10 protein-coding genes are annotated in these 14935 nt (G+C 56.3%); 2 read left to right on the top strand and 8 right to left on the bottom strand.

Annotated elements, in window-relative coordinates; all coding sequences use genetic code 11:
* Positions 1–9: 9 nt before the first annotated feature.
* Positions 10–1335, top strand: a complete 1326-nt coding sequence (potE, locus tag JK198_RS08420) for a putrescine-ornithine antiporter (protein WP_212710390.1) — start codon at positions 10–12, stop codon at positions 1333–1335.
* 45 nt (positions 1336–1380) lie between these two features.
* On the opposite strand, the gene JK198_RS08415 is transcribed toward potE, so the two are convergent.
* The gene (locus JK198_RS08415; RefSeq protein ID WP_212710391.1) at positions 1381–2598 is read right to left on the bottom strand and encodes an N-acetylmuramoyl-L-alanine amidase; all 1218 of its coding nucleotides are present in this window, start codon (positions 2596–2598) and stop codon (positions 1381–1383) included.
* Between the two features lie 229 nt (positions 2599–2827).
* Between JK198_RS08415 and argA the strand changes: the two genes are divergently transcribed.
* Positions 2828–4156 (top strand): amino-acid N-acetyltransferase, encoded by a 1329-nt coding sequence (argA, locus tag JK198_RS08410; protein WP_212707738.1) that lies wholly within the window; start codon positions 2828–2830, stop codon positions 4154–4156.
* 36 nt (positions 4157–4192) lie between these two features.
* Here the strand turns inward: argA and recD are convergent, their stop codons facing one another.
* The 7 genes from recD to JK198_RS08380 form a co-directional block, all read right to left on the bottom strand.
* Positions 4193–6049: an exodeoxyribonuclease V subunit alpha gene (gene recD / locus JK198_RS08405; RefSeq protein WP_212710392.1), complete on the bottom strand. Its 1857-nt coding sequence runs from the start codon at positions 6047–6049 to the stop codon at positions 4193–4195.
* Positions 6042–9626 carry an exodeoxyribonuclease V subunit beta gene (gene recB / locus JK198_RS08400; protein WP_212710408.1) on the bottom strand — a complete coding sequence of 1195 codons (3585 nt, stop codon included), beginning with the start codon at positions 9624–9626 and terminating at the stop codon, positions 6042–6044. Before recB ends, recD begins: the two co-directional genes overlap by 8 nt.
* 45 nt (positions 9627–9671) lie before the next feature.
* The gene (gene recC, locus JK198_RS08395; protein ID WP_212710393.1) at positions 9672–13046 is read right to left on the bottom strand and encodes an exodeoxyribonuclease V subunit gamma; all 3375 of its coding nucleotides are present in this window, start codon (positions 13044–13046) and stop codon (positions 9672–9674) included.
* 76 nt (positions 13047–13122) lie between these two features.
* Entirely contained in the window at positions 13123–13371 is a 249-nt protein-coding gene (locus JK198_RS08390; protein ID WP_249213027.1) for a prepilin-type N-terminal cleavage/methylation domain-containing protein, read from the bottom strand.
* Positions 13274–13852, bottom strand: coding sequence for a DUF2509 family protein (locus JK198_RS16810; protein ID WP_212710394.1), 579 nt, complete (start codon positions 13850–13852; stop codon positions 13274–13276). Before JK198_RS16810 ends, JK198_RS08390 begins: the two co-directional genes overlap by 98 nt.
* The gene (locus JK198_RS08385) at positions 13849–14421 is read right to left on the bottom strand and encodes a prepilin peptidase-dependent protein (protein WP_212710395.1); all 573 of its coding nucleotides are present in this window, start codon (positions 14419–14421) and stop codon (positions 13849–13851) included. The genes JK198_RS16810 and JK198_RS08385 overlap by 4 nt, the downstream gene beginning before the upstream one ends.
* On the bottom strand, positions 14412–14900 hold the full coding sequence (locus tag JK198_RS08380; protein WP_212710396.1) for a prepilin-type N-terminal cleavage/methylation domain-containing protein: 489 nt from the start codon (positions 14898–14900) through the stop codon (positions 14412–14414). Before JK198_RS08380 ends, JK198_RS08385 begins: the two co-directional genes overlap by 10 nt.
* Between the last annotated feature and the right edge of the window lie 35 nt (positions 14901–14935).

Here is a 14935-nt window from a genome sequence, read left to right as displayed (position 1 = left end):
GAGAATGTTATGGCTTCAAATTCCAGGAAAATGGGGGTCGTTGACCTGACCGTTCTCGTGGCCGTAAATATGATGGGCTCAGGCATTATCATGCTGCCCGCCAGCCTTGCGGAAACGGGTGCAATTTCCATTTTATCGTGGGCAGTTACTGTCGTCGGTGCGATGTGTATCGCCTATACCTTCGCCAAATGTGGTGCACTGTGCCGCCGCTCAGGCGGGATGTCCGCTTATGCCGCAGAAGCCCACGGAAAATCGGCCTTCTTTATTGCCTCTTATACCTACTATATTTGTCTGGTTATCAGTTGTGTGGCTATTGCTGTCTCCGCTGCGGGTTATATGGCTCCGTTTGCCCCCTGGATCAAAAGTTCACCGGTGCATACCTTCCTGACAGTTGTCGCCATCCTGGTCGTCACTATGGTTGCTAACTTTAAAGGGCCTAAAATCACCGGTAAAATCTCGAACATTACTATCTGGGGTATCATTATTCCGGTTGCCGGGCTGTCTGTACTCGGCTGGTTCTGGTTCGATCCGGCTATCTTCAGTGCGGCCTGGAACCCTCATTACATGTCTACCGGTGGTGCTATCTCTTCAGGTATCTCACTGACTCTGTGGGCTTTCCTCGGTGTTGAATCGGCAGGGGCTAACTCTGATGCGGTAGAAAATCCGGAACGTAATGTCCCGCTGGCATGTCTGTTTGGTACCGGGTTTGCCGCTATTGTTTATATCGCCTCCACCACAGTTATTCAGGGGATTGTCCCGAATGCACAACTGGTAACCTCCGATGCTCCTTTCGGGCTGGTATTCTCAATGATGTTTACCCCGCTGGTAGGTCAGATTATTACCGCACTGGCGGTTATTGCCTGTATCGGTTCCCTGCTGGGCTGGCAGTTCACCAATGCGCAGGTATCGAAATCTGCGGCCGATGATAAATTATTCCCGCAGGTATTCGCTAAAGTCAGCAAAAGCGATGCGCCTGTTGCCGGTATGCTGATTATGCTGGTACTGGAGTTGTTACTGGCTTCCATGACTATTTCGCCTAACCTGCTGAAACAGTTCAACATGCTGTTAAACCTGGCGGTATTTATTAATATGGTGCCTTACGTATTATCCATGACCGGTTTGCAGGTAATGATGCAGAAAAACCATGTGACGAAATCTCAGTACCGGGTTGCCTCCATCGTCAGTACTTTCGCCGTGCTGTACAGTATCTACGGTGTGTATTCCTGCGGTGTGGAAGCCGTTTTCGGCGGCACTATTATCACCCTGCTGGGCTATATCTTTTACGGATTCCTCGCCGGACGGGATGCCGGAGATAAGGTGAAATCCGCCGTCTGATTGTGCCCTTCATATTTTCCTCTGCCACTGGCAGAGGAAAATGCCTTAAACGTTCCGCCTCTCTGCCAGATAATCTTTAATTCCCCCGACAATCGCCTCTGCCACCTGCTGCTGATAACCTGCTGTGCGCAGTTTTTTCTCTTCCTGCGGATGGCTGATAAATGCCGTTTCTACCAGTACAGACGGAATATCCGGTGCTTTTAATACGGCAAACCCGGCCTGATCGACCTGTTGTTTATGCAGACGGGTTATTTTCCCCATATGCCGCAGCATATGCTGCCCCAGTTTAAGGCTGTCGCTGATGGTCCGGCGTTGCAGCATATCGAACAGGGTACGATCCAGGTAAAGATCACCACTGAGATTAACCCCGCCAATACTGTCCGAGGCATTCTGACTGTCCGCCAGAAAGCGGGCAGCGGCCGAAGTGGCCCCGCGGGTTGATAAGGCAAATACGGAAGCGCCGTTGGCGGCAGGACGGGTAAAAGAATCAGCATGAATGGATATCAACATATCGGCTTTCAGGCGCTGAGCTTTGGCCACACGGACCTGCAGCGGAATAAAAACATCATCACTGCGGGTCATAAAGGCGGTCATCAGTGGCTGTTTATCTATCAGTTTTTTCAGACGGCGGCTGATACTCAGTACAATATCTTTCTCACGGGTGCCCGCTTTGCCACGCGCGCCCGGATCCTCCCCGCCATGGCCGGGATCGATCATCACGATCAGCGGACGATCGCGGCCAGCTTTACCCGGCGCTGGCGGCGTCACGGCTTCGCCGGCGGAATAACGGGCAAGAAAGGCGGTCAGCGGGTCACCGTCGGTATTGAGGCCGGAATAAAGATCGACCACCAGCCGGTGCTTAAAATCAGCAACCGGGGTAAGGGCAAATATTTTCGGCGTGACCTGCTGCTTCAGCACCAGCACAATGCGTAGTGTCGTGGCCGTAAACTGTCCGGCCCTCACTTCACGCAGATACGGGTCGGTACTGCTGACGCTGCCGGCCGCCTGTTTCACCACCTGGTTCAGTTGCACATCTTCAATATCCACCACCAGACGTTCAGGATCATTCAGCCTGAACTGGCGATAACGTAATGGCCCGCTCGATTCAAGGGTAACCCGTGTATAGGCTGATGACGGCCAGATACGCACCGCAATCATCACCGGCCCTGCCGCACCGCGGGTACGGGTAACTGCCAGTAAGGCTGATACGGCAGTGGCCTGTAATAACCGGCGACGGCTGAAAAACGGATATTCTGCTGACATAGACATCCTGTCCATAGGGTTAAAAAGAGAACAAACAGTGGCTGGTGAAAGAAAACAATTTTGCTTAACGGCCGGTACAATATTTACGGAACTCCATGATAATGAAGTTTATTACCTGGTTTGGCACGATTAAATTGGTAAAAAAACGTCAGTTTCAGCCCTTGCAAATCCCTCCGGAAAAGAATAAAAATACATAAAAACCGAATAACAATTCACTCCGGAGTGTGCCGTGAAGGAACGTAGTACCGAATTAGTGCAGGGGTTTCGTCATACGGTCCCGTATATTAATGCCCATCGTGGCAAGACCTTTGTCATTATGCTGGGTGGTGAAGCCATCGAGCATGACAACTTTTCCGGTATTGTGAACGATATCGGCTTACTGCATAGCCTGGGTATTCGCCTGGTGCTGGTCTACGGCGCACGTCCGCAAATTGATGCCAACCTGGCCGACCATCAGATAGCCCCCCGGTATCACAAACACACCCGTGTCACCGATGCTGCCTCCCTGGAACTGGTAAAACAGGCCGCTGGCCGGCTGCAACTGGAAATCACTGCCCGCCTTTCCATGAGTCTAGGTAATACGCCTTTGCAGGGCGCCCATATTAATGTTGTCAGCGGCAATTTTGTGATTGCTCAGCCGCTGGGCGTCGATGACGGGGTCGACTACTGCCATTCAGGACGTATCCGCCGCATTGATCATCAGGCGATTCACCGTCAGCTGGATAACGATGCCATTGTGTTAATCGGCCCGGTCGCCGTGTCGGTCACCGGAGAAAGTTTTAACCTGCCATCAGAAGAAATTGCCACTCAGGTGGCGATAAAGCTGAAAGCCGAAAAAATGATCGGTTTCTGCTCCGGACAGGGGGTCGCCGACGAGGCAGGTAACATTGTCTCTGAAATGTTCCCGAATCAGGCACAGCAACGGATTGATGCTTTTGAACAACAGGGCAACTATCTGTCCGGTACCGTGCGTTTTTTACGGGGAGCTGTACAGGCCTGTCGCAGTGGTATTCGCCGCAGTCATCTGATCAGCTATCAGGAAGACGGTGCCCTGTTACAGGAGCTGTTCTCACGCGACGGGATTGGGACTCAGGTTGTTATGGAATCTGCTGAACAGATCCGTAAAGCGACGATCGATGATATCGGTGGCATCCTGGATCTGATCCAGCCGCTTGAGCAGCAAGGGATCCTCGTGCGCCGCTCACGGGAACAACTGGAAATGGAGATTAATAAATTCACCGTCGTGGTACGCGATAATCTGACCATCGCCTGTGCGGCACTCTATCCTTTCGCCGATGAAATGATTGGTGAAATGGCCTGTGTGGCGGTGCATCCGGAATACCGCAGTTCTTCGCGCGGCGACCTGCTGTTACAGCACATCTGCCTGCAGGCAAGAATGGCGGGGCTCCGGAAAATTTTTGTCCTGACCACCCGCAGCATCCACTGGTTCCAGGAGCGGGGTTTTGTGCCGGTCGATATCGACTCTTTACCTGAAACAAAAAAGAAAATGTACAACTATCAGCGCCGCTCCAAAGTACTGATGCTGAGCCTGACCTGATACCTTAACTCCCCCGCCTGCGGGCAGGGGGAGATATTATGCTGCCGGGTCGCGAGAAAGCTGATCGGTCAGCCCGCTGCGCCGCTGCGTCCGTGATTGTATCGCCCGGAGAAACAGCCGTTCATCACTGTAAATGGTCAGTTGCCTGCGGGCGCGGGTAATGGCCGTATATACCAGCTCACGGGTCAGTACCGGGCTGAACTGTGGCGGCAGTACCAGTGCCGTATGGTCAAACTCGGACCCCTGAGATTTATGGACGGTCATCGCCCATGCCGTATCATGGGGAGGTAAACGACTGGGTTGCACCGCTTTGACGTTACCATCAGGCAGCATAAAGTGGACTTTCAGCTGACCGCTGTTATCGGCCATCGTAATACCAATGTCACCGTTAAATAACCCCAGCGCACTGTCATTACGGGTGATCATTACCGGCCGTCCCCTGTACCAGTGGCTGTTTCCTGCACTGGTTGCCAGCCGCTGCTGCTGACGGAGCCGTTGTTCAATGCGCTGGTTGAGGCCGCTGACCCCAAAAGGCCCTTCACGTAATGCACATAACAGCTGATAACGGCTGAACGCCTGCAATACCTCTGCGGCCGGTGCCTGACGCCGGATCATTTCCAGTACCGGCCCGTAGCCATCACTGATATCGTTGAGCATAGTTACCCAGTGTTCAGCACACTCCAGAGGCTGTAATGCGATATCCTGGTAGCCCTCCTGCCGCACCCGGTTAAACCGGGCGGTATCGCCCTGATTCACCGCTGCAGCCAGTTGCCCAATCCCTGATCCGGCAGCAAACCGGTAGCTCTGTTGTAACAGACACAGACTATCACGGACCCGTGGCGCATCCGGTATCTCCTGCCCGGTGAGCTGCGCCCCCGTCAGTTGTGCCAGTTCTCTGGCCCGTTGCGGGCTGTAACCATACTCTGCACAACGACAGATATCTCCCAGTACCGCCCCGGCTTCCACCGAGGCCAGCTGATCGCGGTCACCGAGAAAAATCACCCGCGCAGTGGCCGGTAAGGCGCTGATCAGCGATGCCATCATCGATAAATCAACCATAGACGCTTCATCCACCACCAGTACATCCAGGTGCAGCGGGTTACCCGCATGGTAACGTAACCGGCGGGTCCCCGGCCGTGCCCCCAGCAGCCGGTGCAGGGTGGTCGCCTCATCAGGAAAACGTGCTTTCAGGGTATCATCCACCGGCAAAGCCTGCAGGGCCTTGCCCAGTGACTCAGTCAGCCTGGCCGCGGCTTTACCGGTCGGGGCCGCCATACGGATACGTAAGCGCCGCGGTTCAAGCAGTAATAAGGCCGCCAGCAGTCGTGCCACGGTGGTCGTTTTGCCGGTTCCCGGCCCGCCGGAAATCACGGCATGCTGCCTGGTCAGGGCTACCGCAGCCGCCACTTTTTGCCAGTTATCGCCGGCTTCACCAAACAGCTGATCCAGCACCTGCCGTATTTGCCGGCTGTCCGGAGGATCGGCACGAAAATCAGCCGAGAAAAATCCGGCCACCTGTCGCTCATAGTGCCACATGCGGTGCAGATACAGCCGCTGACCGGATAACACCAGCGGCGTCGCCAGTGAGCCCTCACTGACCGCCTGCCACTCGCTGAGCAGCTGCTGCCATTGGCTGACCGTCTGCGGCGCACCGGCTGCCTGCCACAGGGCCTGCGCCAGCGTCAGCTGACGCCCGCTGTATAACGCCTCCGGATGCAGCAAGGCTAACGGCAGACAGACATGCCCTTCGCCGGTACTGGCACTGAGGCAGGCGGCGGCCAGCAGGCGCGGCGCAGAACCGCTGTTCTCCGTCAGCTGTGCAAAACGCACATCCAGCGGACGGAACATCTGCGCTTCCTGCGCCTGTTTCAGTAACTGTTCAAATTCAGTCATCGCTGACTCCTTCCTGTCCGGCAAACAGACTGTCCAGCTGTTGTATAAACGCTTCCGCCGGGCGGGTAAAAAACACGCCGTTCTCCGGCTGTTCACCGCCCATCCCGCGCAGGAAAAGATAGAACACCCCGCCGAAATGCTGCCGGTAGTCATAGTCAGGGATACGGTGGGCCAGATAACGGTGCAGCGCCAGGCTATAGAGCTGATACTGCAGATCATAACGGTGGTCAGTCATCGCCTGTTGCATCGCCTGAGGTGTATAGGCACTGCTGTCAGCCCCCAGCCAGTTAGATTTATAGTCCAGCAAATAATATTTACCCTGCCAGCGGAACACCAGGTCAATAAAACCTTTCAGCATCCCCTGTACCTGATAAAAATCCACCGGAGCCGCCTGTTGTGACAGAGGATCATAGCGCCGCATCAGGGCATCCAGCGCCTGCGGCTGTAACAGCCCCTTAATCGGCAGATAAAACTCCATCTCCGCCAGCCGGTCACCCGCCGGCAGCGCCGACAGGGACAGGCCTTCATCCAGTAACGGCGTGGTCAGCAAAGTCTCCAGCCACTGCTGCAATACCGGCACCCAGTGGGGCGGATAGCCATGGGCAGCGACCTGTTCAGCCAGCCAGGGCTCAGGGACCGGCTGGCTGAAATCCAGCTGTTCAAACAGGCTGTGTAAAAAGGTTCCCGGCCCCGCGCCACGGGGAAAATGGTGGGCCGTCAGCTGCGGCGGTTGCTCTGTCTGTTGCTCTCCGGCCGCATCAATATCAAATCCCGGCATAACATCCAGTAAACGTGCACTGCCGTGACGCTGCAGGCCGGAATAACTGGTCACCCGCCAGAAATCATTCAGTGAACGGGTCAGGCGACGGCTGGCCAGTTGCGGATCTGCCGCAACATTGTCCTGCCAGCGGGCGGCCGGCGGGTTATCCGCCACGCTAATGGCAATATTGTCATCGGCCAGTTGTGTTAACCGCGCCGATAATTCAGTGGCACTGGCAGGCTGCCCCTGTTGCAATAAATAACCAATCGCACTGTGGTGCAGGTCGGTTTCACCCTGTGGTTTGCGGTTACCACGGAATAACGGGGCCACCCCGATGCTGCAATGCCAGACTGACCGGGTCAGTGCCACATACAACAGACGTAAATCTTCGGCCAGTCGTTCCTGTTCGGCCAGTTGCATACTCTGTGGTTCCTGCTGTAAATCCAGAACCGCGGCTAAACTGTCCCGGTCATGATACAGGGCCGCATCTGCAGGCCGCCAGCTGGCGGCAAACGGCAGCCAGACTAACGGATACTCCAGCCCTTTCGATTTATGGATCGTGACTATCTGTACCAGATGACGGTCACTTTCGAGGCGTAACTGCTGACTGCTGCCATTAATGTCCGGGTGCAGTATCTGACGGCTGAGAAAACGCACCAGCGCGTGCGGACTGTCGAGCTGTACTGCCGCTTCCTGCAATAGTTCGCCCAGATGCATAATATCCGTCAGCCGCCGCTCGCCGCCCTCACTGGCCAGCAGATTTTCTGCCAGTTGCTGTTTTATCATCACATCCCGCAGCATCGGCAGCACCCCCGACTGACGCCACAGCTGCTGCCAGCCGGCAAACAGATCGGTCATCGCATCCCAGCCTTCACTGTGCTGGCTTATCTGTTCCAGTGCCGCGGCATCCAGCCCCATCACCGAGGTTGCCAGGGCGGTACGCAGGGTACGTTCCTGTTCCGGGGCCAGCACCGCCTGTAAAATCCACAACAGTTCCCGCGCTTCAGCAGTCTGATAGACACTGTCGCGGCTGGAAAGGTACACCGACGCAATCCCGTTAGCCTGTAAGGCCTCGCGTATCAGGCCGGCCTCCTGGCGGCTGCGGACCAGTACGGTAATATCGGCAGCGGTCACGGGCATCTCACGTTGCTGGCTGTCAACAAAACAGGCGGTTCCCTGCTGCCCGGCGATCAGCCAGCGGGCAATATCATTTGCCGCCTGGCTGGCCATAAATTGCTGGTACTCACTTACCCCCATACCTTCACCGGGAGCCAGCCACAGGCGCATTGCCGGCTGGCTGACCCCGTCCAGCCGCAGGCTCAGGGCATGGTTCTTCGGGCTGGCAGCCACCGGCTGAAACGGAATTTCGTCGAAAATAAACGGCTGTGCGGCTGCCGAAAACAGGCGATTAACACTGGTAATCATCCCCGGCGACGAGCGCCAGTTAGTCCCCAGGGTATAGTGAGCACTGACTTCTTTTCTGGCAGAGATATAAGTAAAAATATCCGCCCCGCGGAATGCATAAATCGCCTGTTTCGGGTCACCGATCAGTAACATGGCATGCTGTGGCTGACCGCCATACAGGGTGCTGAAAATCCGGTATTGCAGCGGGTCTGTGTCCTGGAATTCATCAATCATCGCCACCGGATAACGCTGACGCACCGATTCTGCCAGTGCCGGTCCGCTGTCATGTTGCAGGGCATAATCCAGACGACTCAGTAAGTCATCGAAACTCAGCAGGGCATGCTGACGTTTTTGCAATCCCACGGAGGCACGGATTTCCCGCAGGGCATGGCTGACCAGGCAGTCATACAGGGTGACAGGCTGCTGCAGAAAGTCCCCGACCTGGCTAAACAGCGGATGCTGCGGAACCTCACCCTTTTTGGTTTTTTCGGCCAGTACCTGCTGACTGAAACGCGCCAGCTCTTTAGGGATCTGATAATCGCGGGTCGGGGTAGCCGCCCACTGTTTCAGTTTATCCAGCCATACAGGTAAGTGCTTACTACTGTAACTGCGCTTATCAACACCGGACTGTTCGATAATATCCCGCAGATCGTCAGCGGCCTGGCTCCACGCCTGTTTCAGTGTATTAATCCGCTGAATATTCTGCTCATGCCGCCCGGTCAGGCTCTGTTCTTCGGCCGGAGCTGACTTAATCACCGGCATTTCCCCCTGCAGCCAGGGCAGCAGAGAGGCTAATAAATGTTCCGGGCCGCTAAAGGTTTCCAGTACGATCCGCGCAACATCTTCATCCAGCGGGTAACAATAGCGCCGCCAGAAATCTGCGGCCGCCTGCCCGAGCAAAGGCTGTTCATTTTCGACCAGTTGCTGTTCAAACAGCATCCCTGATTCAAATGCATTCATATTCAGCATCCGCTGGCAGAAACCGTGGATGGTAAATATAGCGGCTTCATCCATCTGCCGCTCTGCCGCCAGCAGCCGTGCCGCCGCGCCAGAAAAATCAGTAATTTGTGCCAGCAATGGCTGCCAGGCGGCATCCTGCTCCGCCAGCGCCCCGCCGCTTTCCGCCGGAGACGGTTCGGCAGCCCGGATACAGGCAATACGCAGACCATGAATATTATTACGGATACGGCCACGTAATTCGGCAGTCGCCGCCTCGGTAAAGGTCACAACCAGAATTTCTTCCACCGATAACGGACGGTGAAATGCATGATCACCTCCCAGCCCCAGCAACAAACGCAGGTAGAGAATACCTATAGTGTAGGTTTTGCCGGTCCCGGCAGATGCTTCAATCAGCCTCTGGCCCTGCAACGGTAAAACTAACGGGTCCAGTGCTTCTGCCTGCTGCATATTCATCATCCCTTACTTATGATTAATTTAGTCCGGCCTGTCAGGCTGCAGTTATTCGGCCACATGGGCACGGATCACCGGCAGATACCACTGTCCGGCCGCCGCACAGATTTCGCTAATCACCTGCGGGCCGGGTTCACGGCACAGACGCTGCAAATAAGGATCACTGCCTTCGCCCGGCACCTGGAAACTGCCCTGCCAGGCATCCGTCAGTTTTTGTAATGCCTTGCGCCGGGTTTCTTCATCGGTCAGCAGTTGCTGCTTATCAGCACTCAGGCTGCTGGTCAGCCAGCTGCCACCGCAACGGTTCAGCAGTAACAACGGCTGGTTCATCCCCTGCAGAAAGCCATCGATCAGCTGTTCCAGCTGCTGCAGGGCCTGCTCCGGCGGTAGGGGCAGAAAACGCCAGCCACTGTTTTTACGTCCGTACATGCGGCTGATCCCCTGGTAACCGAGGGCACAGTAAACCACGTGCTCAATCCATAATAGCAGGCCATCACTGAGATTAAGCTCTCCCGGCCGCCAGCGCAGAATACCGTCATCCTGTACCCCGGTCAGCCAGCCCGTCAGCCGTACCTGTAATTCCAGATCCACCTCAATACTGCGGGTATCGGCCAGTTGTCCGCTCACCTGACTGGCAATCTCCTGCATATCGGCTAACTGTTTTTCGCGGAACAGGGCGCCAAAAGGCCCGTAAGGCAGATGACCCGCCATCCGCTGCCGCTGGAAAAACTGCTCACTGTCCTGCTGATAAATCAGGGCATTCAGCAGCTGACTGTTGATCTGATAGCGCTGCAGATTATCCAGTACAAAAGGCTCCGTATCCGGCAGGTCATCTTCCTCCGCCAGAAAACTCACCCCCAGCCGCCGGGTAAACCAGGCCCGCACCGGATGCCGCCAGAAACGCAGTAACTCCTCCAGGGATATTTCGTCGCAACAAAACTCCGCCAGCGGCTGAACAAAGGATGGCAGGGCTTCTCCCTGACCGCGGGCAGAAGGCAGCCATTCACTGGCAAAGCTTTGCCGCGCAGCCTGTGGCATAAAGTTTTCGGCCGCAAACGGGGTACGGCTGTGCTGATGCAGCAGGTGCTCAAGTACCTGCTGTGCACTGTCATCCACGTTCAGGGCTTCATCGCCGGGCAGGCAAAAGCTCTGAGAGATATATTCACAAAGTTCACTCACCAGTACTGATGGCAGACGCACACGGTTATCCTGAATACTGCGGCCGATATAGCTGATATACAGACGGTCGCGGGCTGATACCAGCGCTTCAAGAAACAGGTAACGGTCATCATCCCGGCGACTGCGATCGCCACGGCGCGTCGATTGCTGCATCAGGTCAAATCCGGAAGGGGTCAGCGTCCGGGGATAAACACCGTCATTCATTCCCAGCAGGCAGACTACCTTAAACGGAATGGAACGCATCGGCATCAGGGTACAGAAATTCACCTGCCCCGCCAGAAAACGCTGGCTGATACGCTGCTGGTCCAGCAGACCGCGTAATTCATCCCGCAATATGGTCACCGGAATCTGAGCCGGATACTGTGCTTCAATCCCCTGCTCTGTCAGCTGCCGCCACTGTTCATCAATCAGTGCCAGTGCGGTTTCACTGTCTGTGTCGCCGCTAAAAAAGGTATCAATCATCTCGCGGCAACAGGGCTGCCAGTCCCGCAGAGACAGAGACTGGCGTAAACGCTGACGCCAATAAGCCAGGCAACTCAGCAGTTCGGCCAGCTGCCCGGCCAGTTCGGCCATCAGTCCGGCCGACTCGTCATAAGGCAGAATCCCCTGCCAGTCACCCTGCTCACTTTCCAGGGCATACCCCAGCAACATACGTTGCAGGCCAAACTGCCAGGTATGCTGGCCCGTCACCGGTAACGACAGGTCACTGACGCTGCTGTCATCCAGCCCCCAGCGCACCCCGGATTCATCCACCCAGTGGCGCAGGGTTCGCAGCCCCTGTTCATTAATCGAAAAACGGGCAGCCAGCGCCGGCACTTCCAGCAGGGCCAGAACATCTTCCGACGTAAAACGGCTGTCGGGCAGCGACAGTAACTGTAAAAAGGCCTGGATCACCGGATGGGCCTGACTGGCACGGCGATCGGAGATGGCAAACGGAATATGCCGCTGACGATTAACCCCGTTAAATACCGACTGGATAAAAGGTGAATAGCTGTCAATATCGGCGACCATCACGATAATATCCCGCGGTTTCAGTTGCGGATCGGCCTCCATCAGTCCCAGCAGGTAATCCTGTAAAACTTCAACTTCACGCTGCGGGCTGTGACAGGCACGCAGCGAAAACGAATCATCCTCGGGCGATAACCGGCGTTTACTGCCGCTGTGGTTATATTGTTCGCTGGTCAGCCCGCTGACCGAGTGGTCCTCAAGGGTCAGAATATCCTGTTGCAGACAATGCAGCAGGCTGTCTTCCCCCGGCCCGGCAAAGGCATCAATTTCATTATCCAGTGCATCCATCTGAGCCAGCAGATATAAGTTATCGCGTCCCAGCTTTCCCCAGGAAGCAAGCAGCGGCTGGGTCAGCTGTTGCTCTCCGTCCTCATTAAACAGCGAGGCGGCCTGCTCTGGTTCACGGAACACCGGCCGTTGTTGCGAAGAGTTAATCTGCTGACGCTGGCGGTGTTGTAGTCGGGCAAGAAACGTCCGGTCACGGATGTCGCCCCAGTAGTCACGGCACGGATTAGTAAACAACAGATGAATATCAATATGCCGTCCCAGGGCCTGTAAAGCCTGCAAATATACCGGGGGCAGGGCCGAAATACCGCAAATAAATACCCGTGGCGGCAGCCCCGGCGGCGGCGTATCACCGGTCTCCAGGGCCTGAATAAACCGTGAATACAGATTGGCACGGTGCCATTCAGGCTGCCCCAGTTCGGCGGTATATTCCACCAGCGCCCGCCATAAGGGAGCCTGCCATTGCTGGGCGTCGCCTAATCCCTCTACCAGCTGCTGTTGCTGCCACTGGTTCAGCCAGTCAGGACGGTACACCAGATACTGGTCAAATAAATCGGCTATCCGGCTGCTGAGCTGGAACAGTTTTCGTTTATCGTCATCATCATTCAGGTAATGGCGCAGGGGTAAAAAGTCGTCCCGCGCCAGCATCTCCGGCAGTAAGGTCATCAGCTTCCAGCTCATGGCACTTTTATTAAAGGCACTTTGCCGGGGAATCCCGGGCAGCACCTGCATAAACATCTGCCAGATAAAGGTTGCCGGCAGGGGAAACTCGATATTGGCGGCAATACTGAACTCGTCAGCCAGCGCCATCTGTAGCCACTGAGCCATGCCGGGGCTTTGCACCAGCACAACTTCTTTGGCAAAAGGATCGCTCAGGGGCTGCATCCTGATGAGATGGGCAGTGAGATCCTTTAAAATATCCAGCTGATTGGAATGGTAAACACTGAACATACTGTCTCCTGAAACGGCTGCCGGCGGTGACCGTCACTGTACCTTCTGATTTAGCGGTTGCAAGCATTAGCAGCAGTTATTCCGGTAAACGCTGACCGAAAGGCGGGCAAAACAACTGCTGCAGCCTGAAATGGCGGTTAAACCGGCCCCTGACCTGCGCCGTTACCAGGCGGCAGCCTTCGGCGGTGACCTCCTGTTTCAGTTCATTTTCCCAGCCAGCCACCGGCTTACCGGCCAGCAACCGGGTCGCCGCCCAGGCCGCGTCGCGCTGCGCCCACTGTAGCCGATAGGCCGTCACCAGTTGCTGATGGTAACCGGATAACATCACTACCCCGAGGGACAGGATCAGTAGCGCTATCAGGCTTTCGGTCAGGCTGAACCCCTGCGACTGAAACCGTACAGCGCTTCTCATCGGCCAGCGGACAGAGATCGGTCCAGCCACCGGCAACCGCCATAATCTGCGGCTGGTCAGGGAACGCACGGCGGATAATACGCCAGATCTGTTTTTCCGCATTACGCGACTGGCCCAGTAACAACCCGCTATCCGCCGTTTGCCATAATAAACAGCTGTAGCCACCCGCGACCGGTACCCGGCGGCACTGCCAGCCATTGTTATCCGGCCATGACTGACGCTCCCCCCACGCCAGAGAAGACTGCGCCTGATAAAAGTCCTGCAAATATTGTGATTCATCCGCGGCTCCTGCCATCCCCCTGGTCAGCAAACGGGCACTGCTATGCAGTAATAACGTCCCGCTCAGTAACAGAATCAATACCATCACCAGCGGACTGCTACCCTGCCGGTTCACAGGTTTTCTGCCAGTAGCCAGTGCTGACGGCTGACCGTCACTCCCGAGCCCGACGATATCCGCAGATAAATACCGACCCGTGGCAGCTGAGACTCAAAGCGCAGGGCATCCACCCGTAATGTGGCCGGGTCCGTCAGCCGTTCCCAGCCCGTTTCCCGGCAGTGCTGCACACCGCGCTGAGTTTCGATACTGCCGTCCCGCCAGCGGTATCCATAACTTTCATTGGCCAGTCCGCCGGGCCTGCCGTCCGCCGGATAGCGCCGTTCCTGCAGCCGCAGGATAAGACAGCGTCCCTGGTCACTGACTGTCACCCCGCGGCCGGCACAGGGACTCTGCTGGCAGAACCCGGCACGGCGCAGATTTTTCTCCAGTACCAGCATCAGCTGGCGAAGCTCCTGAGTCAGCAGATTCTGTTGCTGTAACTGACGGCTTTGCTGAAACAGTCGCGGAAAAAACTGTGCCGCCCCCAGTAAAACCACCCCGCAGATCAGCATCGCCAGCAGCATTTCACTGAGGGTAAATCCCCGCTGGCAACAGGGCGGTACAGGTTGCGGTGCGGTCACTGGCATCCCTCCTGTGCTGGCTGACAGACGCGGATCCGTGCCCGCGCAGAAATAATAATCCGCCACGCCTGTCGCGGCTGACCAAACTCAATACTGCCGGCCCGCGCCACACTGCGCCGCCCGTAAAACCCCGGCTGACCATTCACGGCCAGCAGCGCGACCTGCGGGTAAGGTGCCTGCCAGACAAAACGCCCGCGGGTCTGGCAGTCTCCGGGCGAAGGCGACGGACTGGCATCAATACACCAGCCATCAGCGGTCTGACGTACCCTCAGTGGCAGATCACGGTGAGTACGGTTCGCATTCTCCCGTACCCCGGCCAGAAACAGATGCAACTGGCTGGCAGTGTCTGATAATTGCTGACGATAGCCTGACCATTGCCGGTAATATCCGCCACCGGCCGTCAGCACTGCAATAATCAGCAGCACCAGCGCCAGTTCCGGTAAGGTAAATCCGGCAGCGTCCCCTGCCGGGCAGTAGGTTTTCATTCCCCTATACTGAAGGTTCTTCCGTCAGAACAACA

The sequence above is a fragment of the Tatumella sp. JGM91 genome (assembly GCF_018257575.1).
GTDB lineage: Bacteria > Pseudomonadota > Gammaproteobacteria > Enterobacterales > Enterobacteriaceae > Tatumella > Tatumella punctata.
Note: the sequence above shows the minus strand (reverse complement) of the source record. Positions and strands in the feature narration are given on the sequence as shown.